Origin of the sequence: Sporomusa aerivorans (genome assembly GCF_041428895.1) — a bacterium.
Classification (GTDB): domain Bacteria; phylum Bacillota; class Negativicutes; order Sporomusales; family Sporomusaceae; genus Sporomusa; species Sporomusa aerivorans.
This window is the reverse complement of record NZ_CP156926.1, coordinates 642,589-668,704: the sequence shown is the minus strand read 5'-3', so window position 1 is coordinate 668,704 and position 26,116 is coordinate 642,589. Positions and strand designations below refer to the sequence as shown.

The following is a 26,116-nucleotide window of genomic DNA, read 5'->3' as shown; positions in this document are numbered from 1 at the left end:
CGCACTACCAGTATTTATTCTTCAATTTATCATATATTCCCATCAGCTTCACTTCGCCGCTATATTCTAACACCACATTGGTAACTACCCATTTCTCATCCTGATAAGCCAGGATAAATATATAGCGGTCGGTGTCCTTATTCTTGGGGGAGGTGCATTTTTCGGCTTCTTCCTGAGTGGCAAATTCTTCATGATAGCTGATTTTGGCAATTTCCAGTTTCCCAATATACGGGTTAATCAAGGAATCATTTTTGCGAAGATCAATGGTGTAATCAGGGCTGAGCGTATAGTGGATTCTCTTCCAGACAGGCGGCTTTCTTTTATTAAGCTCAAAAATCTGCTGATTCTTTGCTTCATAGGTGGCAAGAGCCTTATTAACCTCCGCCCTAACATACTCCTTAAATGAATCTACGGCTTCAGCCTCACTTGGCGCAGCAAAGGCTAGGTTGGAGAATACCAATACTAGAACTAAGGTTAACAGTAACACTTTTCTCATAGACATCTGCCCTTCCATTTCCTCGCTAAGAATACCTAATACAGATATCCCAGTTTAGGCTCAATCTTCAATACATCATAAATACTGTTTGTTTTCAGTTCGCCGCTATATTGCAACTCTGCTTTAGTGACTACCCATTTATCCTCCTGATAGGCAATGGTAAATGTATAGTGTTTGGTATCCCGGTATTTAGGTGAAACACATTGTTCAGCTGCTTCTTTGCTGGAAAAATCCTCATAATAGTCGATTTTATCAATTTTTAGTATTCCAATATATGGTCTAATCAAAGAATCGTTCTTGCGAAGATCAATATTGTACTCGTCATTAAGTGTAAAGTGTACTATGCGCCAAAATGGCGGTTCTAGCCAATAAGGTGGTTGTTTCCTATTGACTATAAAAATCATCCGATTATTCGTTTCATAGCTAACCAATGCCTTTTTGACTTCCTTGTCCACATAGCTCTTAAATGAAGCTATAACTTCCGACTCACTGGGCGCGGCAAAAACTAGATTGGAGAATGCCAACAACAGGACTAAGGTTAGCATTAACACTTTTTTCATCGGTACATCATCCTTCCGTTTTTTTTTTTACCTTTACTTAGATTCGCGGGGACGGTTCTCCTGATGCTAAAGAGTGTTATTTATCTTTGAACACTAAGTACCAACACATACTCTCTAATCCAATATGATCTTTTGCAGACGAACCGTCCCCGTGATGCTTCCCTAGCGCAACAAGAACAAGCTGCTTGATAAAATAACCTGATAATTGTAGTCTCAATTCTCGTATCCACTATTTCTCACATATTTGAATCGCTGTTGATCTTTCACAATTATAAATTTCCTTTTTTAACATCTAAACCCTTTATTCGTGCATCACAGGGACGGTTCTCCTGATGCTAAATTTATAAAATTCAACTCACCTATCTGATCTTTTAACTTGTAAAATAACTTTTTCATATCTAAATATGCCATATTGAAAGCACTCCTGTCTAATCAGGTATTCGCATTGCATCAAGAGAACCGTCCCCTTGAGTCTTTCCCTTGAGTCTTTAGCTGGGAAAACACCAAGGACTGCACGACGCATCAAAAGGATGCCCCAGCGACCTGGGCGAACTGGATAACATGGCGCTAAGCAATAAAAAGCCCGCAGGAATAGTTCGGCGTATCAAGTACGCCAAGCTACCCTTGCCGGGCTTTTTATGTTTCGAGACTCAAGGGGACGGCAGACCGGGTGAAAAGTTAGCATTACATTGTTTTCAATTGCTTAAAGGCTATTTTTTCAAACTCTGCTCAAACTCTGCCTTGATTTCCGCCAGCAAGCCGGCATTGGTAATTAAATCATAACCAGTTAAGGCCATAGCTTTAGCTCCACGCAACAATGCCTGATGTGCGGCAGGTGTAAAGGTGGCTGCTGCCATTTCTACGGTATGTCCTACCAGTGTTTCATCGCCAATGCCGATATAAGGATGAATGGCCGGTGCAACATAGCTGACATTGCCCATATCAATCGAGCCAAAGCTTTCAGGCGGCGGATTAACTTGGGCTTCGCCTACTGCCAGAAGATTGGCGCTAAAGGCTTCAGACAGCTTTTGATTGGTATTCATATCATCATAGGAAAGTTCATAGTTACTGATGGTTAATTCAGCGCCGGTAGCCAGTGCTGCGGCCCGGGCGCAGTTCTTTACCTTTTCTGCTACTTCTGCCAGTGCCCTACGTCTTTTTGCCCTGACGTAAAATTGGGCCACCGCATGATCGGGAACGACATTGGCTGCTACTCCGCCCTTGCTAATAATACCGTGGATTCGCACATCAGATGTGACGTGCTGGCGCAGTGCGTTTATAGCATTAAAGGTCTGAATGACAGCATCCAATGCATTGATGCCTTTTTCCGGTGCCGCAGCAGCATGGCTGGTTTGTCCTTTAAACTCAAACTGCAGGGCATCCATAGCCAGGGATATGCCGCTGGCGTGGGTCTTACTGTGGGGATGAACCAGTATGGCTGCATCAACATCGGCTAAAACACCTTGGTTAGCCATTGCTACTTTAGCACCCATTGTTTCTTCCGCAGGTGTTCCCAGGATAATTACCCGGCCGCCAATATCGGCCAAAACTTTGCTTAGGCCAATTCCCGCACTTGCCGCCATGACGCCGATCATATTATGACCGCAGCCGTGACCAATTTCCGGTAATGCGTCATATTCGGCGAGAAAGGCAACCGTAGGACCGGCCTTGCCGGAGTTATAGACAGCCTTAAATGCTGTCTCATAACTACAAATATTCATTTCAACGGTAAAACCATGTTCAGCCAACAAGCCGGTCAGCTTAGCGGCAGATTGATATTCTACCATACCCAACTCCGGGTTTTGACCGATTGAGTCACTAAGGGCGAACAGTACCTCCTGTAACTGGTCAAGTTGGTCGTTAATTAAGTTCTTCATTGCTACATCTCCTTATATTTTTAGAACGGACCCCATTTCATCAGTACTGCTGGCGTGATAGCAATTACACACAAAACAAAAAAAGCAATCTGCAGCGGCAGTACCCAGCGGGCCCATTTTGACCAAGGAATGCCGGCCATGCCCAAGCAACCAATAAGTACACTGGAAGTGGGGAAAATCATATCACTGAAACCGTTGCCAAACTGATAAATAAGTACGGTAGTTTGACGGGTTATACCAACTAAATCGCCTAAAGAAGCCATGATGGGGATTGTCAGTGCTGCTTGGCCGGTACCGGAAGTTACGAAGAAATTTATAATTATTTGAACTATCAACATTGCATATGCTGAAACCAAAGTCGGCAGACCAGCTAATGGCGCAGCCAGAGTATTTAAAATGGTGTCAATAATCTTTGCGTCAGAAGCCAGCACGACGATGGCACGGGCCAAGCCAACTAAGATGGCTGTGCTTACCATGTCTTTTGCGCCAACAACGAAGGCATCCGCAATATCATTAGTACTCATTTTGGCAAATATTCCAGCGAAAATTCCCATGCCCAAGAAGACAGCGGCAATTTCATCAATGTACCATTCCCATTTCAATACCCCTAAGACGATCAGCGCCATCCCGGCTACAAGCAAGGTAAGCACTAATTGCTGACCGGTGGTAAGGGTGGCGTTACTTTCTTTAAGGTGCTGCAGGCTGGCTCTGGCAGCTTTATCCTCTTCATACGTTGGGCTTAGTTCGGGGTTTCTCTTAATCCGGCGGGCATACCACATGACAAAAGATATGGCTAAGACGGTACTTGCCACCCAAATGCCAGTTCGGTATTCTATGCCCGAGAAAGCGGGAAGCTCGGAAAAGCTTTGCGCTATGCCTACTGTAAAGGGGTTAAGCATAGCACCGGCAAAGCCGGTTGTGGCAGCCACATAAGGTATGCACATCCCGGTTATCCGGTCATAGCCCATTAAGAGCGCCATGGGTACAAATATGCCGACAAAGGGGATGGTTTCCTCAGACATGCCGAAGATAGCGCCACCTGCCGAGAACATAGTCATAGTTATAGGAATTAATAATATTTCCTTACCTTTTAGTAGGCGAATCATTTTCATAATACCAGCATCAATGGCACCAGTTTTTTGGATAACAGCAAAGGCACCGCCGACAATCAAAATAAATCCGGCAATATTGGCCGCTTTTTCCATACCCTTCAGCGGAGACATGAATACTTCTTTAATGCCTTGGGGTTTACTTTCAACCGGATGGTAGGTATTGGCTACAACCGTTGTTTTTCCAGCCTTGTTTTTTTCCCGGTCAAATTCACCACCGGGAAGAATCCAGGTAGCTGCCGCAACTAACAAAATGATCGTAAAAATGATTGCAAATGTGTGTGGAACGCGGAATGTTTCTGCTTTTTTTTGCATTTAGTATCCTCCTCTTCCGATAACCCTTCCCGCAAGCGGCGGGATATATATTAATCAAGGTAATGTTCGCCTTGGTTATTTTTCATAGGACCAGAAAAAAACAAAAAAGCAGTGTGAACGCTTTCACAACTGCTTGCGGGCAAAAAGTTATACTTCCTGCATGTGATATAGCGCTTCACCCGGAAAGATCTCTTACCGAGTGACAGTCTGGTATTTGTTCAATACGAGACCAGCAAAGGTTCTTGGCATAACTTTTGCTTCGGCGGGTATTCCTTTCATCACGGTTCAACGTCTGCCAACTAGCCGTGAGTACTGATAATATCCCGCACCTCTATACAAACTATCAAATTGTATTAATTTTACACTACATAAAAGCAGGTGTCAATAATCTGTTGGGGCACCTCAAGGGGATGGTTCTACCAAGGCTTCCGATTTGTACCACCTCTTGCATCAATATCTATCATTTTTTCAACAAATCCCTGTCGATGTCCTAACAAAAAGCTTGACATATTCACAGCAGCACATGCATGATTGGGAATAATTTCAATCTTATCACCGACTTTTAAACTAGTCTGTTGAGTCGCTCTAATCTTACCGACTTCTTCCGATAATCCTTCCACAATCAGTTCAGGATGTTTTTTTACAATACCGTATCCACTTACCAGTGAAGCACTGTGCGCTCCCTTGTCTAAACCAAAGCATTTACTTCCCGCATCTATAATAAAAATATTTTCACTTGGATTAGCAATAATTGTTGCCAGTACCGTCAGCGCACACCTTTCGATTGGAGCTATACCTAAGGCGACTTGAATCGCATCATAGAAAATATAATTTCCTGGTCTTAGGGTAGTAACTGTTTTATTTTGCACAGCAAATTGCAGCGTTGGCGTACTACCGGTAGCAACTATTTCCACGACAAAGCCCGCTGCAACTAAACAATCTTTTGCCATTTCCAAAGCTTCTATTTCTTCTTGGGCAACTCTTTCAATATCAGATAGATTATTGATTCCATATACATGTCCTGGATGTGTGGAAACACCCTTAAATGTTAAGGTGGATAATTCACTTAGCTCTTTTGCTAAATCCACAGCTTTATCCGGCTTAACCCCAAATCGGTGTAAACCACAGTCAATAATAATTAGATAGTCTACGGTCAACTTTTCCTTTATGAGTAACTTTTGCATTTGCATAGCCGCATCAATTCCATCAAAGCTTGCAGTAATATGCGCTTTTTTAACAAGCTCAATAACTCTTTCAATATTTTCTGCTGCCGCAACAGGATAGGCGAGTATAATATCTTTAAAACCATGCTGAACCAATTTCTCTGCTTCATCAAGCGTTCCAACTAAAAAACCTGTGGCTCCATGAGCTTTTTGCAGGTTGGCAATCTCAATGCTTTTATGCGTCTTTACCATAGGGCAGAGCAATTTTCTATTAATTTTGCATAATTCAGCCGTATCGTTAATATTTTGTTCCATCTTATCCAAATCAACCAAAAAGCTAGGTGTAGTAAGCTGGTTTATTCTTTTCATACCATAGTACCTCCGATTTTTACAAAAAAGGTGAAGCCATTTTAGACTTCACCTTTTTTTATTATCTACCTAGAACTTTTCCTGCATATACATCCTTCTGCAATCCATGATTTACTACAACTTGTCCATTTACAATAACATTCTCAATACCTTGAGAATATTGCTTAGGATCTGTATAAGTTGCCTTATCCTGCACCGTATCGGGATTGAAAATAACAATATCAGCGTAATAGTCTTCCTTAATAAGACCTCTAGCCTTAAGCCCCAATCGCTTAGCAGGCAAACTAGTCATTTTCTTAACTGCCTCTTCAAAAGAAAGAATTTTCTTTTCCCGTACGTATCTTCCTAAAAGTCTTGTTGGAGTGCCAAATGCCCGAGGATGCGGCTTGCCAAAAGAGAGAGTTCCCTCTGCAGATAAGCTCATAGCATCTGATCCAATCATAGCTCGAGGTTGTTGTAGGAAGGTCATTACATCTTCCTCCAGCATAGCGTAGTAATTCATCTGAACCCGGCCGTTTTCTGCGATAAGCAAATCAAAAGCTGCATCATAGGGATCTTTCCCTTGCATTTCGCCAATCTCTGGGATAAATTTTCCCTCAAGATGTTTATTCTCTTCGCTACGTACAGATGATACAAAGAATTTTCCCCAACCACCTGCAGATTTAACAAAATTTTGCCAGCCAGGCAACCCCTCTGCAATTTCCTTGCGTATTCTGCTACGAATACTTTTATCTTGTAACCGTTCAATCATTTTCGCAACTCCCCCTTCAAAAATCCAAGGAGGTAAGCAAGCGGAAAGCGAAGTTAAGCCTGCAGTATACGGATAAATATCGTACGAGACTTCAATACCGGAACGCTCTGCTTGCGCCATACGTTCTAATACCAAATCTGTTTTTCCCAGCATATTCTGACTTAAAAGTTTTAAATGCGAAATATGAACAGGAACTCCTGCTGTTCCACCTATCCAAAGAGCTTCATCAATTGCATCCATAATGCCATCACTTTCAGTGCGCATATGGGTAGAATAAAATCCTTGATAAGGAACCATTACCTTACATAATTCAGCAATTTCTTCCTTTGAAGAATATTCGCCGGGAAGATATACCAAACCGGAACTTAATCCTAAAGCTCCTTCCGACATTGCTGTATCGGTAATCTGCTGCATGTCCTTTAATTCTGCGGCATTTGGCATTCCTTTTGCAAAGCCCATAACGGCAATTCGCACAGCACCCTGGCCCAAAAGCGGTGCAAGATTGATAGATGGAGGATTTTCGTCAAACCAGGCTAAATATTCTTTAAAACTTGTCCAAGGCAACTCCAGGTTAACCGGAATAGACCCAATAAGTCTAGTCCCCAAGTAGTCAATTAAAAGCTGTCTATTTTCTTCCCGAACTGGTGCTACACAAATTCCGCAATTGCCAATGACCTCAGTAGTTACGCCACTGTGGAGCTTGCTGTTAGCTCGTCTATCATATTTAAATGATAAATCCGAGTGAGTATGCATATCAATGAATCCGGGTGCTACCATATTGCCATTGGCATTTACTGTTTCTACGCTATCCTGGTCATTCAAATTCCCGATTGCTGTAATCTTATCCTTCACTATTCCAATGTCGCCCGCAAAAGCAGCTTTACCACTTCCATCAATGATTAATCCATTCGTAATTTTCAGATCAAACATTTGTCCCACTCCTTTTTGCTTCACTTAAATATTGGATTCTAGCAATCACAATCCCTGCGCCGATGATAGCTATATTAAGGATCCATCCGGGAACTCCGAGTTTAATCGCCAAAAAGCTAAAACCCAATGCTACTAAAATAGTGGCTGCACCCAATTTTAAGTGCTTGCTGGCCAACTCCACATAAACTGCACCAAATACCGCTGGTAAAATTACTTTGAAGGATTCTTTGATAAAGGCCGGCAGAATATCAATAATATTCGCACCGATAATGGTAAAGATAGTAATTACTGATACAGATAACAGTACAGATCCCGCAATACCAATCGTCGAGATAACATCACCTTCCGGTGTACCAGCCTCATATCCAGAAACCTTCTGAGCCATAGTAACTGCCGGGCACCTTAAATCCGCAACGCTGCCTGCTAACCAGCCGATGTATGAACCACTTGTTCCCAACATACTAAAAAAAGTAAGTGGTTGAACTACCCATGAAACACCAAAAGTTACAAGTGCTACTGTCCATATTTTCAAAATATCCTCAAATGGCGGTATTTCTCCATATGCTATCCATAAATAGATTACCGGAGCAAAATTCGCAATAATGCCCGCACTCAATGTCACAGCTCCGATTTTTATCAACCGTGCATTTAAAGCAAACTTGTCATTATTCATGCTACCTCTCCTTGGCCCAAATTTTATGATATTACCGTTGCTAACATCATCCCTGCGATCATAGAAATACCAAGAGCTACTTCCTGTAGTCTTTGCTGTTTTTTGAATATTCTAGATATTATCAACATAAAGGCTGCTGATATAAAAGCGGCATACCAATTGCCGACTTTTGCGTTAATTAACTGTCCTGATAACAAAAAGGCGAATAATCCCACACTTGCTCCTGACATTAAGTACTTTATCCATTTGGGATCGTATCTTTGATTTAATTTGGTAACCATACCGCCCATTTTGGGCGTAAATAGTAAAGCGACCAGCATCCACCCCATATTATTAAGTGCCATTCCCCATAAAGAATAGGTGTATGCTTTTAAATTAAACGCTGCTGATTGAGGATCTACCCCAATTACTTTTGCAGCTAACGTAACCATTGCTAATTCAGTCCGTGCAGCGCCTATATCATTCAGCCTCATCCAGGCAGTAGGCGCACCTACCACCGCAATCAGTGCAAGAAGAACAATGACGGGAGCCAAAGCCGGTCCAATAGCTGTAATCATTGCCGACCTCATGCCAGCATAACATTTTTCCCGGGGCATGTTTAGTTTTTCCGCTGTTTTAAACGCTTCACGCAAATAAACAAGACTCTGAATTAGTATAACAATAACTATTATACTTGAAGCAAGCCACATCCCCGGACTGTTTATAATTGTTTTTAAATCCACAATAAACCCCCTATTTTTTTATTTGGCTACCGCGATTGCTTCTATTTCAACCAGCACATCCTTAGGAAGTCTAGCAACTTCCACACATGAACGGGCTGGAGGATTTTCAACAAAAGCATTCCCGTACACTTCATTCACGAGTGCAAAATCATTCATATTTTTAATGAAAATAGTGGTTTTAACGACATCGGCTAGTGTCTTCCCTTCAGCAGATAATATAGCCTTTATATTATCTAACGATTGTTGTGTTTGTTCTTTTATGTTAGTGCTAGCAACTTCGCCAGTAGTCGGATTGACCGGGATTTGTCCGGATACAAACAGAAAACCGTTGGCAGCAATTGCTTGAGAGTATGGGCCGATTGCTTTTGGTGCTTTTTCCGTATATACAATTTTTTTCATCATACAAGCCTTCTTTCTAATTTTGTAGTGATTTCTAGTGTTATTACTTTCTTTAAGCTTTGCGTAAGATTGAAGAGTTACCCATTTTTTCAGTAACTGCCACACCCTGCCGGTAAAATTTATCCATTTCAGTTTTTGGCACCATACTCCCCCCGGTTGCCCAAGTTATCTGTGTAGCGCGAGACATTTTATGTAAGAGATTTCTCTCCATCACGAACTCTCTTCCTGATTGCGTCGTCATCAATTGAACAGGACCAAAAAATCCAGCTAAAGCGGATGGCTCCAAAAACTTATTTTCGGAATCAGCTAACATTTTTAACAGCAGATAAAGCTGATCATCTTGCACGGTATATACACCAGCAATATCTCGTTCCAAGATTCGTCCAACCAATCCAGATGGTCTACCTACAGCCAGTCCGTCCGCATCGGTACGATTATCAATGCCAAAATCTTGTGCAGCTATTTTTTCGTGCAAACCGGTCATTAGCCCGAGTAACATTGCCGGCGAATGAGTAGGTTCTGCAAAAAAACAGTGTACATTATCCTTAAATATTGATTTCAAGCCAAAAGTAACGCCTCCCGGCCCTCCGCCAACGCCGCAAGGTAAATATACAATAAGTGGATGTTCTTCATCGACGACTATATTAAGATTTTGTAATTGCCGCTCTAATCTCTTAGCTGCTACCGCATACCCTAAGAAAAGGTGACGTGAGCTTTCATCATCGATAAAAAAACTCTTAGAATCTTTCTCGGCCTCTTTGCGCCCCGCTTCGACTGCCTTAGAATAGTCAGCAGTATGTTCAACTACAGTAACACCTTTACTCCGAAGCATATCCTTCTTCCATTGCTTCGCATCTACAGACATGTGAACAACTACTCGAAAGCCTAGTGCTGCCCCCATAATTCCAATACTCAAGCCTAAATTCCCCGTAGAGCCAACAACAATTGTGTATTGCGAAAACAGCTCTCGAAAACTATCATTTTTTAATATAGAATAATCATCTGTCCATGATAAGTTAGTATGTTCCATCGCAATTGATTCTGCCAGATAGAGTACTTCGTACACCCCACCCCTTGCTTTTATCGAACCGGAAATGGGAAGATGACTGTCAAACTTTGCGCATAATTTTCCGGGAATGTTTACTCCACATAATTCACTAAGTCTTTTCTGCATATTTGGAATGAATTCAAGTGGAGATTCAATGATACCATTACTCTTTTCAGTTTCCGGAAAAGCTTTCATAATTAATGGTGCAAATCTGGCAAGTCTCGCTTCAGCATCTTGAATATCTTTTTTCGTAATAGGCCGAGAAGGATCTTTTTGTTTATTTCCATAAAGTGGATTTGTCCAAAATACCTCCCGGGTACTGATCATATCATCAATAAGTGGATATTCGTTTTTCCATTCATCGATTTTTTTTCCTAAGACATTGAAATTTTCCATATAATCCTCCAAAGCATAACTCTAAAAAATTAATTTTAATTTAATAAAATTAATTTTTGTTAAATTGTATTTAATTGTTTAATTACATTTAATATACATCATGCTTTTACTATTTGCAATAGTTTCAATAATAATTTTTTTTATATTTACAATACTTCAAATTTATCTTTACATTAGGTTTTTAAAAATAAGAATTACGTCTATTTAAGTTAGTCTATATAGTTATTACTAAGCTAAATTAATAAAGAAAAGCGCTAGAATGATTGTGAAATATCAACACATTTGATAATATTAAATTGTATTGAACTATAATTTTAAATTTTGTTAGGAGAATGAGCCTAAGTGCAAACTACTAACGACAGTGTCGAACTTGGTCAAAAAATTGCTGCTGCAAGAAATAGTAAAGGTTTTAGTCTTCGCCAACTGGCTGAAAAAATAAATGCTACGCCTTCATTGTTAAGCCAAATTGAACGCGGACTTGCAAATCCTTCACTCAATACACTGCGTATGATTGCAGTTTCTTTGGATATACCCCTTTTTAGTCTTTTTACTGAACCTACAAATGTTAATAAATTAATTACTCGGGCAAACAATCGCAAAAAAATTATATTTCCTCATAGCAATTGGGAGTACACATTGCTTTCCCCCGATCTATCCGGAGCAATTGAAATGGTTTTAATGACTATCCCGCCTCAATCCCAATCCTCGGAAATTTCTTTATCCCATACAGGGGAGGAAGTTGCCTACGTATTATCGGGTACTGTCATACTTTATCTAGAAGACTCTATGGAAACACTCGAAAAGGGAGATAGCGTTAAAATAACCTCTGGCTTGCGTCATTTGTGGAAAAATGACAGTGATGCCAATGTCGAAGTAATCTTTGCCGTCACTCCGCCAAGCTTCTAATTGTTTGCAATATACATGGCTGCTCTCGACTTGAGAAAGGTATAAATAAGACACAGTAAAGAATGGATACAACCATTTTAAAATTAGAACCAATCTAACGAAATCATTAGTACTTAAGAAGCAAAGTGAAACTCAAAAGCCACCTGTATTAGGTTGTTGTTAAACCTAATACAGGTGGCTTGCTACTTTTTGGAAAAGTCTTGATGCATTCACTGTTTCTCTTTATGCCCAGGTAATTACACTCTGGCTTATCCCCGTATAAGACACTATCCATAAACCCTATAGGCGCAAGCATTTCTATAATACTGCACACATTCTAAAAATCTTGATTTATCTTCATCGTCTTCAAAAATCACCTGTCTATTTATGCCGGGTAATATTATATGGTATATTCCTCTTTTACTTTTTTGACGCGCTTTTCTGGCCATGTTGTCACCTTGGATATTTTAACATCCGCACATATCTGACTCAAGAGAACCGTCCCCTTGAGTCCAGGGCTGTGTATGGCGCTTTTTCAAAAACGGTGAAACTACCGGCCTTCCATGATTATTAATAATTCTACAAAAAGAACCTTATTGTAGCAATAAGGTTAAATTTTAAAATATTAAAGTAAATAGCCTGTTGTTAAGGTAAACTAATAGTACACGTTATGATTTACATGAGGAGTGGTTGCTTTCATGAAAAAGTACTATACTATTGGGGAAACAGCCAAATTGCTCGGCATTACTGCGCAAACATTACGTCATTATGAAAAAATAGGCATTCTTGAGCCTAAATATACATCGGCTGAAACTGGGTATCGGTATTACGAATTCAAGCAGTTTCATATCATTGATCGCATAAAATATCTGCAATATTTAGGCTTATCGTTGTCTGAAATTGGCGATATCATGAAAAAGGGAACGGTTGACGGCCTGTTGCCGGCGCTGGAGCAACAGTGGCAAGCTGCCAATCAGGCGTTAGAAGCCATTCGCGCCAGGATCAAAGATGTGGAGTGGTATATTGACTACTTCACTTATTTAAGCAAAATGGATATATCAAAAGTGTTATATCGCATGCATATGGAAACGAGACACCTGATTTATGCTCCTTGTTACGACCATGATGAACTGGCGGATATGGAAATTCGGCTGGCGAAAACGCGCAGCCGGGCTGAATTGCATCACTTGATTTATAGGCGTCAATATGGTTATGAATTAACTACATCGGACCTGTTTAAGAGTAAATTTGAACCTAAAACCTATTTTATTTATATCAAAAACAGACCTCAGTTCTTTACACCCTATTATAAAGAGCTTCCTGCCGGCGAGTATCTGTGCTTTCGCACTAAATTGCTACAGGAAAAATGGGATACGACGATTTTAAAGAAATATTTTGATTCGCTTCCTAAGCCATCTACTATTGTTGCGTTAGAGTTTGAAGATAATCTGGTCGAATATATGAATGCGGATTATGAAGTACAAATGCTGCTGGAGTAAGTTTGTTTATGACAATTCCGTACGAGCATAGGCATTGCTGAAAAACAGCAAAAGCTGTGTCTTCTGTGAAATGACAGACGGCACAGCTTTTGTGATTTTTGATGAAAATTTAACGCTTGATTATTCTGTCTTGTCAGATTAATCTTCTTGACTTGTATCCAAGAAGAAGGTTTACCATGGCCATAGAGCCCACTAAACCTATTTGGAGGAGATATTGATGGAGTCCAAAGAGTTAACCAGAGAAACGAATATTTTGTATACGGGAAGTGAGCCCCGGCTGCCGGTTGAACGGCCGGAAACTCCGCCGATTTATCATTCAACAGCGAATATCATTTGTGATATGGATGATTATGATTTTGCCAGCGCCGGCGGTAAATATTACTATTGCCGGACTGCGAACCCGAATCGGGACGGAGTGGCGGAAGCTGTATCCTATTTAGAGAGAGGAGAACAATCTCTTGTTTGCGCTTCGGGTATGGCGGCCATTTCTACTGCAGTTTTGTCTCTAATCAAGGCAGGCGATCACATTGTTGCCAGCCGCTCAATTTATGGGGAAACCATCGAACTGTTTGATAATATTTTAAAAAAGTTTGATGTCGAAATCACGTATAGCGACTTTACAAATATCGACAGTGTTCGCATGGCTCTAAAACCAAATACCAAGATAGTATATACAGAGATTATTGCCAATCCGCTCATTGAAGTCGTAGATATTGACGCTGTATCGGAACTGGCTCACAGCATAGGGGCGCTGGTGCTGATTGATAGTACCTTTACTACGCCATTGGCAATTCGCCCGTTAGAGCATGGGGCCGATATTGTTATCCATAGCCTGACGAAATATTTTGGCGGCCATAGTGATATTACGGCCGGTTCCATTACCGGCTCAAAGAAATTAATGAAAAAAATATATTCGGATTATTTACTGCTAGGAGGCTGCCTGGACCCCAATAGTGCCTGGCTGATGCTGCGTAGTATCCGCACTATGGAGATGCGTGTCACCAGACAGTTTGAGAACGCAAGAAAAATTGCTGAAGCCCTGCAGGCAGATCCGCATGTGCAATATGTAAATTACCCGACTTTACCCCACCATCCACAGCGTGAATTAGCAGAAAGGCTTATGCCAAATGGCTGTGGAGCTATGCTTAGTTTTCGTGTAGAAGATGATCGAACTAAAGTGAATGCGTTTATGCATAAGCTGAAATTAGTAAAATATCTGGGCACATTAGGCGGATACCGTACGAGTATCGCCCATCCGGCCACCGCATTCCGGAACGAGTTTACCCCGAAAAAACTTAAGGAAATGGGAATGGAAGAAGGACTGATTCGCATTTCCGCCGGCGCAGAGGCGATCGAAGATTTAATTGCTGATTTTAAACAAGCGTTAGCAGTTTTTGAGAACGTTTAATTTTAGAGGAGGTTAATTTATGCTCAAAAATATTAATGTGCCAATAGCCTTGCTTGCTGTAGGGTTATTGGTCGCCATGGTCATTCCCATAGTGGTATCTCCGGATGCAAGCGCCGCCGTTATCAATATTTTTTACTCGATCATGACCTTGAATCTGCCGTGGCTATTCATGCTGCTTGCTTTTCTCAGTGCAGTATTTGCCGCGTTTATTATGTTCTCCAAATACGGGGACATTCGCTTAGGCGGTTCTGACGCCAAACCCCATTACAAATTCTTCACCTGGGCGGCTATGAATATGTGCTCCGCAGCGGGAGCGGGAATTCTGATTTTTGGCATGGTAGAATGGATGTATTATGTTAAGACTCCCCCCTTCGGCGTTGTTCCTATGTCGGTGCAAGCTTATGAATACGCTTCCGCTTATGGGATGTTCCACTGGGGATTTTCAGCTTGGGCTGTTTATTTGCCCGCGTCACTTGCCTTGGGCTACATTTTCTGGAACAAACAGGTAGATTCCTTAAACTTATCAGATCTTTGCAAGACTGTTTTAAAAGGGGACAGCCTGCCGGTCCGGATTATACGAACCTGCATAGACGGGATCGTTGCTTTCGGCTATATTGGGGGACTGGTTTGCACGGTAGGCCTGGGCACCTCTATTCTGGCCGAATTAACCGGACATTTGCTAAATATGCCGGTTACTTTTGAACTGCGCATAGCCGTTATTCTCGTATTTTGCCTGTTCTTTATCTTGTCGACCTCCAAAAGTATTGCCAAAGGAATTGGCATTATTAGTGATTTTAATGTCAAACTGGTGATTGCTTTTTTCCTTTTCGTTTTCCTGGCAGGACCAAAATCCTTTATCTTAAACAACTTTGTGATGGCGATTGGAACCAACATTCGTGAGTTTGTTCATATGAGTTTTAATACCGATTCGATTGCGCAAACTGGATTTATTCAAGAGTGGACAGTTTTTTACTGGGCCTGGTATGTGGGTTGTACCATTTCCGATGGCTTGTGGTTGGCGCGTGTCTCTTACGGGCGTACTTTCCGCGAAATTGCTGTTGTACGGTGTATTTGGACATCTCTGGCCTGCTGGTTGGCGTTTGCTGTACTTGGAAATTATGGAATGAACTTAGAACTCACCGGAGCGCTCAACTTATCGCAATTAGTTGCTGATAGCGGCAATAATGCAGCAGTATTGGCTGTCTTGAAAACATTGCCTTTCTCAGGCGTAGCTATTGTCGTGTATATGGCGGCGGTATTCATCACGTTAGCGTGCGGAGCTACGGCAGCCTCTACAGTTGTATCGATTCTTACCTCGAAAAACCTGAAAAATGACGAAGAACCCAATAAATGGTATAAAGTGTTTTGGGCATTTCTTGTTTTATTGCTGCCAGTCAGCATCTTATTTCTGGAACATATGGTGCCGGGGCTAAATGTTTTGAAAACAATCCAATCGGTTACGTCGGTTTTCGCTATTCCGATGCTGTTCGTTATAGCATTACTGCTTTTGTCCTTCTACAAGATTTTAAAGAAAGATATCAAGAATCAAAATATCCCTGTCGACCAGAACAAGCAGTTTAAGTGGAATTAGACAAGAAACAGCATAATTGCAATGAAAGAGGGGATTTACTATGACAAGAAATATGAAAACAATGGACGGAAACACGGCAGCAGCCTACATCTCTTACGCATTTACCGATGTGGCGGCGATTTTTCCGATTACGCCATCGTCCAATATGGCGGAAAGTGTGGATGAATGGGCCTCTCAGGGCAAAAAGAACCTGTTCGGGCAAACGGTTGAGGTTGTGGAAATGCAGTCAGAGGGCGGCGCCGCCGGCGCGGTCCACGGCTCCTTGCATACCGGCGCGTTGACTACTACCTATACCGCCTCGCAGGGACTTTTGCTGATGATTCCCAATATGTATAAAATCGCCGGTGAGTTATTGCCTGGCGTCTTTCATGTCAGTGCCAGAGTAGTTGGCGCCAATGCCATCAGTATTTTTGGCGATCATTCCGACGTTATGGCTGCAAGGCAGACCGGTTTTGCCATGCTGGCCGAAAGCAGTGTCCAGCAAGTTATGGATCTGGCGGCCGTGGCGCATTTGTCGGCAATCAAAGGCCGGGTGCCGTTTCTCAACTTCTTCGATGGGTTTAGAACCTCCCATGAAGTGCAAAAAATTGAAGTTCTGGAATATGAGGAATTGGCCAAACTGTTAGACCGGGATGCTGTCGACAACTTCAGAAAACGGGCGCTCAATCCCGATCATCCCTTGACTAAAGGTACTGTGCAGGGGATTGATATTCATTTCCAGCAAAGAGAAGTATCCAACCGTTTCCATCAGGATATTCCGGCGATCGTCGAAGGCTATATGGCCGAAATAAGCAAACTGACCGGTCGGGAGTACCACTTGTTCAACTATCACGGCGCGCCTGACGCCGAGCACATGATTATTGCCATGGGCTCCATGTGTGAAGCCATTGAAGAAGTAGTGGATTATCTCAATGCCCAAGGCGAAAAAGTAGGTCTGCTGACCGTACATCTCTACCGGCCGTTTTCGCTGGAGCACTTCTTTAAATACATTCCGGCTACCGTGCAAAAAATTGCCGTATTGGACAGAACCAAGGAAATGGGTTCGTTGGCCGAACCGCTGTACCTGGATGTCAAAAGCGCCTTTTACGGCAAGGAGTGGCAGCCGGTTATCGTTGGCGGACGCTGCGGCGTCGGCGGCAAAGATGTAATCCCCAGCCATATTCATGGCGTTTTTGAAAACCTTAAGGCCGACAAGCCCCGGGACAACTTTACTGTCGGCATAATTGACGATGTAAACCATACCTCGCTGCCGTTCGGCGCAGATATTGACACCACCGCCGCCGGCACAAAAGCCTGCAAATTCTGGGGAATCGGCTCAGATGGAACGGTAGGCGCCAATAAAAATGCCATTAAGATTATCGGCGATCACACTGACATGTACGCACAGGCCTATTTTGCCTATGATGCGAAAAAGTCCGGCGGCGTTACCATTTCCCACTTGCGCTTTGGCAAAAAGCCGATAAAATCTCCCTATCTCATTAATAAAGCAGATTTTATTGCCTGCCACAATCAGTCCTACGTGTATAACTACAATGTTCTGGAAGGACTGAAGCCAGACGGCAGTTTCCTCTTAAACTGTCAGTGGAGTGAAGCCGAACTGGATCAAAATCTGCCGGCGGCGATGAAAAAATACCTTGCCGGCAATAACATACAGATGTACATAATCGATGCTGTAAAGATTGCGCAGGAAATCGGCCTTGGCGGCAGAATTAACATGATCATGCAGGCGGCCTTTTTCAAGATTGCCGGGATTATTCCGGAAGAAGACGCTGTAAACTACCTCAAGGATGCTATTCAAAAGTCCTATGGCAAAAAAGGCGAAAAAGTGGTTGCCATGAACAATGCCGCCGTAGATCAGGGGATAAACGCGATTGTGAAGGTCGCTACACCTGCTTCCTGGCAAGCGGCTACTGAATCCGAAACCCATAGTAAAGAAGCGCCGGCATTCATTAAAAATGTCCTCATCCCGATGAACCGGCAGGAAGGCGACAAATTACCGGTCAGCGCCTTTATTGGTCTGGAAGACGGTTCCTATCCGATGGGAACTTCCGCCTATGAAAAGCGGGGCATTGCCATTGACGTGCCCCAGTGGCAGGCAGATGCCTGCATTCAGTGCAATCAGTGCGCCTATGTCTGTCCGCATGCCGCGATCAGGCCGGTATTACTTTCCGAGGAAGAACAGCAGCAGGCTCCCGCCGGCTTTACTGTAAAACCCTGCAATGGACAGAAAAACCTGTATTTTGCGATGGCAGTCTCCCCTTACGACTGCACCGGCTGCGGCAATTGCGCCCAAATTTGTCCGGCGAAAGAAAAAGCATTGGTAATGAAACCGCTGGCAACCCAATTGCAGCAAGCGCCGCTTTGGGATCATGCGCTGACAATTGCGCCGAAAGCGAATCCGCTCAATATCTTCACAGTAAAAGGCAGCCAGTTTGAACAGCCGCTGTTGGAATTCTCCGGGGCCTGCGCCGGCTGCGGCGAAACGCCGTATGCCAAGCTGGTGACCCAACTCTTTGGCGACCGGATGATGGTGGCCAATGCCACAGGCTGTTCCTCGGTTTGGGCCGACAGCGTCCCGTCCATGCCCTATACCACTAACCATCGCGGGCATGGACCGGCGTGGGGCAACTCCCTGTTTGAAGACAATGCGGAATATGGCTTAGGCATGATGATGGCTGGTAAGCAGCTGAGAAAACAAGTCGCGCTGGCCATCGAAAAGGCCGCGAAACTGGAGCTGGGAGAAGAATTCCGCGCTGCCTGTGAAACCTGGCTGGCCAATAAAGACAAGGGCGAAGGCAGCAGAGAACGGGCGGATAAACTGATTGCAGCGCTGGAGCAAGTAAAGGGCAAAGATGCCCTGCTTAATGAAATCTATAACAACAAAGACTTCCTGGTTAAACGCTCACAATGGATTTTTGGCGGTGATGGCTGGGCTTATGATATTGGCTTCGGCGGCCTCGATCATGTGCTGGCGTCCGGTGAAGACGTTAATGTGCTGGTGTTTGATACCGAAGTATACTCCAACACCGGCGGCCAGTCTTCCAAAGCCACCCCAACCGCTGCTATTGCTAAATTCGCCGCCAGCGGTAAAAAGACCAAGAAGAAAGATCTGGGCATGATAGCCATGAGTTATGGCTACGTCTATGTAGCGCAGATTGCCATGGGGGCAGATAAGAACCAAACCCTCAAGGCCATTGCCGAGGCTGAGGCGTATCCGGGTCCGTCCCTGATTATCGCCTATGCTCCCTGTATCAACCACGGGATGAAAGTTGGCATGGGCTGCAGTCAGCTCGAAGCCAAGCGTGCAGTGGACAGCGGCTATTGGGCGATGTACCGGTATAACCCAGGGATAAAAGAAGCAGGCAGCAATCCGTTCACCCTGGACTCCAAAGAACCGACCATGGACTTTAAAGAATTCCTCATGGGTGAAGTGCGTTATTCGGCCTTGAAACAGCAATACCCCGATTTGGCCGAGGAGCTGTTTGCCAAAACCGAACGGGATGCCAAAGAAAAATTGGCGAAATATAAAACGTTAGCCAAGCAATAAGGCGCAGTAATCCGCAAACCAAGCGGAAAATAGGAGGAATTACTCTATGAAAAGTGTTGTTAATACCGATCAGGCTCCAGCGGCGATAGGACCTTACTCACAGGCAATAAAAGCAGGCGGCTTCCTGTTTGTTTCCGGTCAGATACCTGTTGATCCTGCCACGGGAGCAGTAGTGTCCGGTGGCGTGGCAGCCCAGACCAAACAGGTTTTAGAGAATATCACAGCAATTTTAAAGAGCCAAAACCTGACTCTTGAGAATGTTGTTAAGACAAGCGTATTCCTTGCCGACATGAATGATTTTCAAACTGTAAATCAAGTATATGGGGAATACTTCTCGCAGGCTGCTCCAGCCAGGGGCTGTGTCCAGGTAGCCCGGCTGCCTAAAGACGTATCAGTTGAAATTGAAGCTATCGCTTATCTATAATTTTAGACTTTAAAGTCCGTCCCCTCGTATCCTTCCAAAATAAAAAGCCCGCAGGAATAGTTCGGCGTATATTAAGTACGCCAAGCTACCCTTGCAGGGCTTTTTATGTTTCCGGGTAGATACCCCTGCTAATCCAGGCGGAACCCTAGCTGCCGGTTTAACGCTTAAGCTGTTTAAATGAGTTTCCTAAATTCCATCTAAATAACTGAAATTCTGTTAACGCCGCCTCCAGCCGCCGGAAAGCTTCGGTTGTATCCATACCTACTTTGCTCAGCCGGGCAAATTCCTCAGAGGCCTCTCGAATTCTATCGTATATCTCATCTTCCCGCTCATGGTACTCTGCTGATGTTTTCCGTATTAGCATGGAAAATCCGCCGGCGCAATAACTAAGTTTTTTTGCGTCTTTGCCTTATATAAGGCCCGGCCGGCTGTTATAAGCAGGTCTTGTACCGCATGGGCTAATTCTAACGAAATAACTCCTGCACGAATGGCAATGCCATCGATAGAACTAAATCGTACCTCAACCTTGTGGCGAATTCGTTCCATAATCTCATAAGCCTCCTTAAAGACCTGAAAAGATGATGGCAAATTCATACCACCCCACCGCGTAACGAAAATCAGCGATGCTTAAGAGCACTTGGTGAAAAGATCAACTATAGCAAGAGCTATATAAGCAAAATTGAGGCTTAGTCCCATGGATTTCGGATTAAGGCTGCTTAAGCTATATTATTGTGCTGCCTGATTGATAAGGGAGAGCTTTGTTATTGCTCCCCGTTATACCAGAAGGGGCGCAATAAACGCAGACAACAGGCATCGCCCACTTCGGGGCCGGGGGCGCGGCGTCCTTTTTGGACGCGAACTTCCTGCCCGCCGATTTTCACCTGATAATCAATGATTTCGCCCAGGAAGGCTTTGCGGCTGACGACGCCGCGCAGTCCGCCCTCGTCACCATCGCTCACAAAGTCGATCTCGGAGGGACGGCTCGCCAGGGAAAGTGCGCCTTTGCCATGCATGGTTTCAGGCGGGGTCAGACTCTCCGGCAGCGCTGCATTCTCGCCGCGCACAAACGCCCTGCCGTCCGCCCGGACAATATCCAGAAAATTGGAGAGACCAATAAAGCTGAAAACGAACTTATTGGCCGGCTGATTGTAGACATTAAGCGGCGTATCGATCTGCTGCACAACGCCTGACTTCATTACCAGGATGCGGTCCGAAAGGGCCATGGCTTCGGACTGGTCATGCGTCACATAGATGATGGAAAAGCCGTACTTTCTCTGTAAGTCTTTAATCTCAAAACGCATCTCCTCGCGCAAATGAGGGTCCAAGCTTGAGAGAGGTTCATCCAAGAGCATGACATCCGGGTTAATGGCCAGCGCCCGTGCCAGTGCAACCCGTTGTTTGCCGCCGCCCGAGAGGTCTGCCGGGCTGCCTTCAGCCACCTTTAACAAATTTGTGGAGCGCAGGGCATCTTTCGTGCGTTTCTCAATCTCAGCGGCGGGAAGTTTGCGGATGCTCAGAGGAAAAGCGACATTCTCATACACCGACAGATGCGGCCAAACGGCAAAAGCCTGGAAAACCATGCCGAAGTTACGCTTCTCCGGCGGCAGGTAATAATTGCGCTGGGGTGAGGAGATCAGACGATCCCCGACATAAATCTCTCCGTCGCTTAAATCCTCAAAACCCGCCACCATACGGAGTGTCGTGGTTTTGCCGCAGCCGGACGGCCCCAGCATGGAGAAACACTCTCCCTTGCCAATCTCTAGGTTCAGCGAATTAACGGCAGTAACGTCGCCGAATTTTTTTGTGACATTCAATAAGCGCACATGAGACATGATCCTACGCACCTGCCTTTCTTGTGAAACGGTTGATCAGCGTCTGCCCCACAATGATTATGATCAGGGCAATGCCGGCCAGGGCCGCCGAAGCTACAGTTTCCCCGTCCTCATTCAGGGTGTATATCGCAACCCCGATGGTACGGGTGGTTGGCGAGTACAGCATGATGGATACGGTCAGTTCCCGCAGCGAGGGGAGAAAGATCAGGAAGAAGGCCGCCAGCATTCCGGGGCGCACGAGAGGCAGCACGATATCCTTGAGTGATTGCCACATGGTAGCCCCGCAAGCCCGGGATGCCTCTACCAGCGAATCATGCACCTGCTCCAGGGCCGCCGAGTTGGCTTTGAGGGAAAAGGCCATGTAGCGCGCAATATAGGCGACTAAGATGATCCAGACCGTGTTATAGAGGTTTATGCCAAACTGGCCGCTCCAGGCAAGGATCACACCCAGGGCGATTACCGAGCCTGGAACCGAGAAGGGCAGCATCCCCAGAAACTCTAAAATACGTTTGCCCCGCACCTTCATCTTGACAATTACGTAGGAAATCATAACGCCGGCGAACATGGTAATAAGCGCCGCGCCCAAGCCCAGCGTAACGCTGTTCCAGATGGCATCCTTGGTCACCTTGTAGTCAAAGAGGATGAATTTATAGTTGTCAATTGAGAGATTCGCCCAGGTGAAAGGCAGGCCGTAAGTCTTCAACCCTCCTACCAGGAAAATGACCGCCGTAGGCAGGACAATGGTAACAGCAATATATACCAGGCAAAGGATCAGAAGCGGCATACGCAAAGCACGCAGCTTGAGTTCCATCGGCCGGAAACTCTTGCCGCCGATAATCTGATAATGCCCCTTACTCAGGATCTTACCCTGCAGCCAGATGATTAAAGCCGCTGTTATAACCAGCACAGTGGCCAGCACCGTACCTGTCCGTATCGCGTCGAAACTGCCGCCGCTCTGGTGTATGCGCTGGTAGATGAGTGTCGGGATATTGAATATCCCATTTTCAATACCAAGCACAGCGACCGTGCCGAAGTGCGCCATGGAGTAAAGCATGATAAGCAGCGAGCCGGAAAGGATACTTGGCATTACCAGCGGAATTGTAATTTTTCTTGTAATAGTGAACAGTCCCGCTCCTGATATGCGGGCCGATTCCTCCAGAGTCGGGTCCATGCGTTCCAACGCGCCGCACACCTGGATGAAGACAAAGGGAAACAGATACATGATCTCTACCAGGCAAATGCCGAGATAACTGTAGATATTAAATATCGGGCCATCAAAACCAAAATTATTCATAAAAAATTTATTAATGAACCCGGCATTGGGGGAAAGCAGCATCTTCCAGGCCAGAGCACCGATAAAGGACGGGAGCATGAAAGGTACTAAGAACATGGCCTTCATAAAACCCTTGTAGGGAAGGTCGGTACGTGTCACTAACCAGGCAAAGAAAGTACCGACGATAGTACTGCCAAGCGTAGTGCCTGCCGCGATAATGAGTGAGTTTTTCAGTGCCTGATAGGTCTCCGGCTGGGCAAGGATCTTGGCGACATCACTGATATTGAACTTGCCGTCCACCCAGAACGCGTTGAAGAAAATCAACAGAACCGGAACAGCCACCACAATAATTAAAATGGCAATAGAGAGAAATAAGATAACCTGCGCTACGCCAAAGCTGTTCTTTTGGTTGATTGCACTCATTGTTTCACTACCTCCTTCAGGCTGTCCGCGTTAAACCACAGGAGGTCCCGGAAACTTATCACGCAATCCTCTCCCTCTTTGAACATCAGACCCCTGGCGATGGCCTCGTGGGTCTCCAGGCTGGTACGCAGCTGCGCACCGTCTACCTCAATGAGATAATCCATCATAGCGCCAAGGAAGTTAGCGCGCTTTACCAGGCCGCTAAGGCCGGTTCCCTGCCGGGCAATCTGTACGTCGGAGGGGCGGAAGCCCGCGACCCAGTTGAGTGCGTCACCTTTGGGGGCCTCCCACGGAATGGGCTGTTCACCGTCGCCCACCAGGTAGGCTTCCCCGTTTCGCCGCACCGGGATGAAGTTGGCTATACCCATGAAGCTGAAGACAAACGAATCGGCCGGGCGCTCAAAAATCTCCCAGGGGTTGCCGGTCTGACGTATCCTGCCTTCTTCGTCCATGATGGCCAGGCGGTCCGAGATAGCCAGAGCTATCTCCTGATCATGCGTAACATAGAGGACTGTGATATTCAGCTTGCGCTGCAGCTCTTTGATCTCAAACCGCATTTCCTCGCGCAGATTGGCGTCAAGGTTGGTCAGCGGCTCATCCAACAGCATTACGGACGGATTGGCGACAAGAGCACGGGCCAGCGCCACGCGCTGCTGCTGACCGCCGGAAAGCTCCGACGGCAGACGGCGCTCAAGGCCGCTCATCCCGACCATTTCTATGGAAGCCATAACACGATCCTTTAGTTCGTTTTTCGGCACTTTGGCGATTTTCAAAGGATACCCGACATTGTCAAATACCGTCATGTGCGGCCATACCGCATAATCCTGAAAAACCACGCCAAGCCCTCTGCGGTCGGGGGATATTGTTATCCCCCCCGCCGGGTCGGACACTACCGTATTATCAATGAATATCTTCCCGGCGTCGGGAGTCTCAAAACCGGCGATAAGCCGCAGCAGCACAGTCTTACCACAACCCGATGGCCCCAGCAGGGTAAAGCACTCGCCCTGCTTAATGGAGAGTGTGAGGTCGTTGTGTACCTGATGTTTGCCGTAACTTTTCGCTATACCTTCTACCCGGATTATTTCCATACTCTACCTCCCCTATATAGAACAACTTAGTCATCGGATAAAGAAAACACGGCTTGCGCCGAGCCTTTGGCGAAAGTTATACTTTCTACCAGGATAAAAAAAACGGCGGAACGGAACTATCCGCCCCGCTGCAATAAGCAGGATGCTGTCAATTTACTTCTTTACCTGTAACGTGTCAGTAAACTTCTTGATGGTTGCTTCCTTGGTAGCCAAACTGGCGGCGTAGTCTATCTTGATGGAGCGTTTCAAAGCGTCTTCCGCTTCGGGGAGCTTGAATTTCTCCGGGCTCTTCACGTCTTTGCGCACAGAAATCGTACCTTCCTTGGCAATTAATGTCTGCGCTTCCTGGCTCAAAAGATAATCCACGAATTTCTTCGCCGCGTCAATGTTGGAACTGCCCTTGAATATAGCTACAGGGCTTGGAACAACCAAGAGTTCCGGCGGATAGTAAAGTGCAATATGGGCACCTTTATTCACTTTGTCGTTAGTTATGTAGTCAACGGCAAGGCTGGCAGACAGTTCGCCCGAGGCGGTGTCGTCAATTACCTGGCCGGAGCCCTTGCCTATTCTGGCCTGATTGTCGCGCAGTTTTTCAAAGAACTCCCAGCCGAATTGCTTTTCTAATAATGCAACACTCATATAGGACGTTCCGGAAAGAGCAGGATCCGCTATGGCGAAGGCTCCTTTGTATTCCGGTTTCAAAAGGTCGGCCCACTGGGCAGGCGGAGTCTTAATTTTGTCAGTATTAATAGCTATACCGAGTGTTCCTAACCGGGCTGCGGTAAAGGATCCGTCATAATCGGCAAAAGGATTTAAGATTTCGTTGATCAGCGGGGTCTTGTATTGCTCTAAGATGCCCTCTTTCTTCATGCTGTAGAAATCAGGAACCTCGCTTGTCCAGATTACATCTGCCAGAATATGGCCGCTTTGCCGCTCTGCCGCAATTTTGGCCATCAGCTTACCGGCGCCGGCGGACTGATAATCGACCTCAATACCGGGGTTTTTCTTCTTGAAACCCTCAACAATCTGACTGATGAGAGATTCCTTCATCGATGTATAAATGACGAGTTTTTTGCCTGCAGCAGGTGCTTCTGTTTTCTTATCGCTGCCGCCGCAGCCTGCGAGCAGCGTACTGCACAACATGACAATTACTAACAGAAGAATGCCTTTTTTATTCATTTCCCGGGAAATCCTCCTTGTTTTTTAAATTTTTTAGGTTCTTGTGCATGAAAAAGCAGCCTTTTATTGTGCTTTTCTAAATTATCACACAATAAAAGGCTGCCATGTATCATAAAAATCACGCAACCTGCTGTCGGAAAAATCACGCAAATTATTGTC

The 26,116-nt window shown here is 44.9% G+C and carries 23 protein-coding genes and 1 riboswitch; of the genes, 6 read left to right on the top strand and 17 right to left on the bottom strand.

Annotation, left to right across the window (positions count from 1 at the left end):
* Nucleotides 1-4 precede the first annotated feature (4 nt).
* The 10 genes from SATMO3_RS03050 to SATMO3_RS03005 form a co-directional block, all read right to left on the bottom strand.
* Nucleotides 5-496 (bottom strand): hypothetical protein, encoded by a 492-nt coding sequence (locus SATMO3_RS03050; protein WP_371377317.1) that lies wholly within the window; start codon nucleotides 494-496, stop codon nucleotides 5-7.
* Nucleotides 497-531: 35 nt separating this feature from the next.
* On the bottom strand, nucleotides 532-1,056 hold the full coding sequence (locus SATMO3_RS03045) for a hypothetical protein (RefSeq protein WP_371377314.1): 525 nt from the start codon (nucleotides 1,054-1,056) through the stop codon (nucleotides 532-534).
* 710 nt (nucleotides 1,057-1,766) lie between these two features.
* Nucleotides 1,767-2,933, bottom strand: a complete 1,167-nt coding sequence (locus SATMO3_RS03040) for a M20 family metallopeptidase (RefSeq protein WP_371377311.1) — start codon at nucleotides 2,931-2,933, stop codon at nucleotides 1,767-1,769.
* A gap of 20 nt (nucleotides 2,934-2,953) precedes the next feature.
* A complete protein-coding gene (locus SATMO3_RS03035; RefSeq protein ID WP_371377308.1) occupies nucleotides 2,954-4,357 on the bottom strand; it encodes a YfcC family protein in 1,404 nt (467 codons plus the stop codon).
* 160 nt (nucleotides 4,358-4,517) lie between these two features.
* A riboswitch (Lysine riboswitch) is annotated at nucleotides 4,518-4,699 on the bottom strand.
* A gap of 74 nt (nucleotides 4,700-4,773) precedes the next feature.
* The gene (locus tag SATMO3_RS03030; RefSeq protein ID WP_371377305.1) at nucleotides 4,774-5,889 is read right to left on the bottom strand and encodes an alanine racemase; all 1,116 of its coding nucleotides are present in this window, start codon (nucleotides 5,887-5,889) and stop codon (nucleotides 4,774-4,776) included.
* Between the two features lie 61 nt (nucleotides 5,890-5,950).
* Nucleotides 5,951-7,570, bottom strand: coding sequence for an amidohydrolase family protein (locus SATMO3_RS03025; RefSeq protein WP_371377302.1), 1,620 nt, complete (start codon nucleotides 7,568-7,570; stop codon nucleotides 5,951-5,953).
* The gene (locus SATMO3_RS03020; protein ID WP_371377300.1) at nucleotides 7,563-8,243 is read right to left on the bottom strand and encodes a hypothetical protein; all 681 of its coding nucleotides are present in this window, start codon (nucleotides 8,241-8,243) and stop codon (nucleotides 7,563-7,565) included. Before SATMO3_RS03020 ends, SATMO3_RS03025 begins: the two co-directional genes overlap by 8 nt.
* Nucleotides 8,244-8,266: 23 nt before the next feature.
* Nucleotides 8,267-8,965, bottom strand: coding sequence for a DUF5058 family protein (locus SATMO3_RS03015; RefSeq protein ID WP_371377297.1), 699 nt, complete (start codon nucleotides 8,963-8,965; stop codon nucleotides 8,267-8,269).
* Between the two features lie 18 nt (nucleotides 8,966-8,983).
* On the bottom strand, nucleotides 8,984-9,364 hold the full coding sequence (locus tag SATMO3_RS03010) for a RidA family protein (protein ID WP_371381663.1): 381 nt from the start codon (nucleotides 9,362-9,364) through the stop codon (nucleotides 8,984-8,986).
* Nucleotides 9,365-9,416: 52 nt separating this feature from the next.
* Nucleotides 9,417-10,808 carry a D-serine ammonia-lyase gene (locus SATMO3_RS03005; protein WP_371377294.1) on the bottom strand — a complete coding sequence of 464 codons (1,392 nt, stop codon included), beginning with the start codon at nucleotides 10,806-10,808 and terminating at the stop codon, nucleotides 9,417-9,419.
* A gap of 342 nt (nucleotides 10,809-11,150) precedes the next feature.
* Between SATMO3_RS03005 and SATMO3_RS03000 the strand changes: the two genes are divergently transcribed.
* Complete coding sequence (locus tag SATMO3_RS03000) at nucleotides 11,151-11,714, top strand: helix-turn-helix domain-containing protein (protein WP_371377291.1); 564 nt, start codon at nucleotides 11,151-11,153, stop codon at nucleotides 11,712-11,714.
* Nucleotides 11,715-11,980: 266 nt separating this feature from the next.
* Here SATMO3_RS03000 and SATMO3_RS02995 read toward each other — a convergent pair whose 3' ends face one another.
* Nucleotides 11,981-12,142 carry a hypothetical protein gene (locus tag SATMO3_RS02995; RefSeq protein ID WP_371377288.1) on the bottom strand — a complete coding sequence of 54 codons (162 nt, stop codon included), beginning with the start codon at nucleotides 12,140-12,142 and terminating at the stop codon, nucleotides 11,981-11,983.
* Nucleotides 12,143-12,391: 249 nt separating this feature from the next.
* On the opposite strand from SATMO3_RS02995, the gene SATMO3_RS02990 reads away from it, so the two are divergent.
* The 5 genes from SATMO3_RS02990 to SATMO3_RS02970 all read left to right on the top strand — a co-directional run bounded on the left by SATMO3_RS02990 (nucleotide 12,392) and on the right by SATMO3_RS02970 (nucleotide 20,162).
* Nucleotides 12,392-13,192, top strand: a complete 801-nt coding sequence (locus SATMO3_RS02990; RefSeq protein WP_371377285.1) for a MerR family transcriptional regulator — start codon at nucleotides 12,392-12,394, stop codon at nucleotides 13,190-13,192.
* 217 nt (nucleotides 13,193-13,409) lie between these two features.
* Nucleotides 13,410-14,600, top strand: coding sequence for a PLP-dependent aspartate aminotransferase family protein (locus SATMO3_RS02985; protein WP_371377282.1), 1,191 nt, complete (start codon nucleotides 13,410-13,412; stop codon nucleotides 14,598-14,600).
* Nucleotides 14,601-14,619: 19 nt separating this feature from the next.
* Nucleotides 14,620-16,191 (top strand): BCCT family transporter, encoded by a 1,572-nt coding sequence (locus SATMO3_RS02980; RefSeq protein WP_371377279.1) that lies wholly within the window; start codon nucleotides 14,620-14,622, stop codon nucleotides 16,189-16,191.
* 40 nt (nucleotides 16,192-16,231) lie between these two features.
* Entirely contained in the window at nucleotides 16,232-19,738 is a 3,507-nt protein-coding gene (gene nifJ / locus SATMO3_RS02975) for a pyruvate:ferredoxin (flavodoxin) oxidoreductase (RefSeq protein ID WP_371377276.1), read from the top strand.
* Nucleotides 19,739-19,784: 46 nt separating this feature from the next.
* On the top strand, nucleotides 19,785-20,162 hold the full coding sequence (locus SATMO3_RS02970; RefSeq protein WP_371364397.1) for a RidA family protein: 378 nt from the start codon (nucleotides 19,785-19,787) through the stop codon (nucleotides 20,160-20,162).
* A gap of 157 nt (nucleotides 20,163-20,319) precedes the next feature.
* Here SATMO3_RS02970 and SATMO3_RS02965 read toward each other — a convergent pair whose 3' ends face one another.
* The 6 genes from SATMO3_RS02965 to SATMO3_RS02940 form a co-directional block, all read right to left on the bottom strand.
* Entirely contained in the window at nucleotides 20,320-20,526 is a 207-nt protein-coding gene (locus SATMO3_RS02965; RefSeq protein WP_371377273.1) for a hypothetical protein, read from the bottom strand.
* Nucleotides 20,520-20,756 (bottom strand): hypothetical protein, encoded by a 237-nt coding sequence (locus SATMO3_RS02960; protein ID WP_371377270.1) that lies wholly within the window; start codon nucleotides 20,754-20,756, stop codon nucleotides 20,520-20,522. Before SATMO3_RS02960 ends, SATMO3_RS02965 begins: the two co-directional genes overlap by 7 nt.
* 167 nt (nucleotides 20,757-20,923) lie before the next feature.
* Nucleotides 20,924-21,994, bottom strand: coding sequence for an ABC transporter ATP-binding protein (locus tag SATMO3_RS02955; protein ID WP_371377267.1), 1,071 nt, complete (start codon nucleotides 21,992-21,994; stop codon nucleotides 20,924-20,926).
* 4 nt (nucleotides 21,995-21,998) lie between these two features.
* Nucleotides 21,999-23,690: an ABC transporter permease gene (locus SATMO3_RS02950; RefSeq protein ID WP_371377264.1), complete on the bottom strand. Its 1,692-nt coding sequence runs from the start codon at nucleotides 23,688-23,690 to the stop codon at nucleotides 21,999-22,001.
* Nucleotides 23,687-24,778 carry an ABC transporter ATP-binding protein gene (locus SATMO3_RS02945; protein ID WP_371377261.1) on the bottom strand — a complete coding sequence of 364 codons (1,092 nt, stop codon included), beginning with the start codon at nucleotides 24,776-24,778 and terminating at the stop codon, nucleotides 23,687-23,689. Before SATMO3_RS02945 ends, SATMO3_RS02950 begins: the two co-directional genes overlap by 4 nt.
* Before the next feature lie 153 nt (nucleotides 24,779-24,931).
* Nucleotides 24,932-25,957, bottom strand: a complete 1,026-nt coding sequence (locus SATMO3_RS02940) for an ABC transporter substrate-binding protein (RefSeq protein ID WP_371377258.1) — start codon at nucleotides 25,955-25,957, stop codon at nucleotides 24,932-24,934.
* Between the last annotated feature and the right edge of the window lie 159 nt (nucleotides 25,958-26,116).

What these genes read in the sequence shown, in the direction of transcription:
- SATMO3_RS02965 (WP_371377273.1), bottom strand. Translation starts at nt 20,526, where the DNA reads ATGCTAATACGGAAAACATCAGCAGAGTACCATGAGCGGGAAGATGAG.
- SATMO3_RS03020 (WP_371377300.1), bottom strand. Translation starts at nt 8,243, where the DNA reads ATGAATAATGACAAGTTTGCTTTAAATGCACGGTTGATAAAAATCGGA.
- SATMO3_RS02970 (WP_371364397.1), top strand. Translation starts at nt 19,785, where the DNA reads ATGAAAAGTGTTGTTAATACCGATCAGGCTCCAGCGGCGATAGGACCT.
- SATMO3_RS02950 (WP_371377264.1), bottom strand. Translation starts at nt 23,690, where the DNA reads ATGAGTGCAATCAACCAAAAGAACAGCTTTGGCGTAGCGCAGGTTATC.
- SATMO3_RS02945 (WP_371377261.1), bottom strand. Translation starts at nt 24,778, where the DNA reads ATGGAAATAATCCGGGTAGAAGGTATAGCGAAAAGTTACGGCAAACAT.
- SATMO3_RS02990 (WP_371377285.1), top strand. Translation starts at nt 12,392, where the DNA reads ATGAAAAAGTACTATACTATTGGGGAAACAGCCAAATTGCTCGGCATT.
- SATMO3_RS02960 (WP_371377270.1), bottom strand. Translation starts at nt 20,756, where the DNA reads ATGAATTTGCCATCATCTTTTCAGGTCTTTAAGGAGGCTTATGAGATT.
- SATMO3_RS03030 (WP_371377305.1), bottom strand. Translation starts at nt 5,889, where the DNA reads ATGAAAAGAATAAACCAGCTTACTACACCTAGCTTTTTGGTTGATTTG.
- SATMO3_RS03050 (WP_371377317.1), bottom strand. Translation starts at nt 496, where the DNA reads ATGAGAAAAGTGTTACTGTTAACCTTAGTTCTAGTATTGGTATTCTCC.
- SATMO3_RS03025 (WP_371377302.1), bottom strand. Translation starts at nt 7,570, where the DNA reads ATGTTTGATCTGAAAATTACGAATGGATTAATCATTGATGGAAGTGGT.
- SATMO3_RS03005 (WP_371377294.1), bottom strand. Translation starts at nt 10,808, where the DNA reads ATGGAAAATTTCAATGTCTTAGGAAAAAAAATCGATGAATGGAAAAAC.
- SATMO3_RS03035 (WP_371377308.1), bottom strand. Translation starts at nt 4,357, where the DNA reads ATGCAAAAAAAAGCAGAAACATTCCGCGTTCCACACACATTTGCAATC.
- SATMO3_RS02995 (WP_371377288.1), bottom strand. Translation starts at nt 12,142, where the DNA reads ATGGCCAGAAAAGCGCGTCAAAAAAGTAAAAGAGGAATATACCATATA.
- SATMO3_RS02955 (WP_371377267.1), bottom strand. Translation starts at nt 21,994, where the DNA reads ATGTCTCATGTGCGCTTATTGAATGTCACAAAAAAATTCGGCGACGTT.
- SATMO3_RS02985 (WP_371377282.1), top strand. Translation starts at nt 13,410, where the DNA reads ATGGAGTCCAAAGAGTTAACCAGAGAAACGAATATTTTGTATACGGGA.
- SATMO3_RS03040 (WP_371377311.1), bottom strand. Translation starts at nt 2,933, where the DNA reads ATGAAGAACTTAATTAACGACCAACTTGACCAGTTACAGGAGGTACTG.
- SATMO3_RS02940 (WP_371377258.1), bottom strand. Translation starts at nt 25,957, where the DNA reads ATGAATAAAAAAGGCATTCTTCTGTTAGTAATTGTCATGTTGTGCAGT.
- nifJ (WP_371377276.1), top strand. Translation starts at nt 16,232, where the DNA reads ATGACAAGAAATATGAAAACAATGGACGGAAACACGGCAGCAGCCTAC.
- SATMO3_RS03045 (WP_371377314.1), bottom strand. Translation starts at nt 1,056, where the DNA reads ATGAAAAAAGTGTTAATGCTAACCTTAGTCCTGTTGTTGGCATTCTCC.
- SATMO3_RS02980 (WP_371377279.1), top strand. Translation starts at nt 14,620, where the DNA reads ATGCTCAAAAATATTAATGTGCCAATAGCCTTGCTTGCTGTAGGGTTA.
- SATMO3_RS03010 (WP_371381663.1), bottom strand. Translation starts at nt 9,364, where the DNA reads ATGAAAAAAATTGTATATACGGAAAAAGCACCAAAAGCAATCGGCCCA.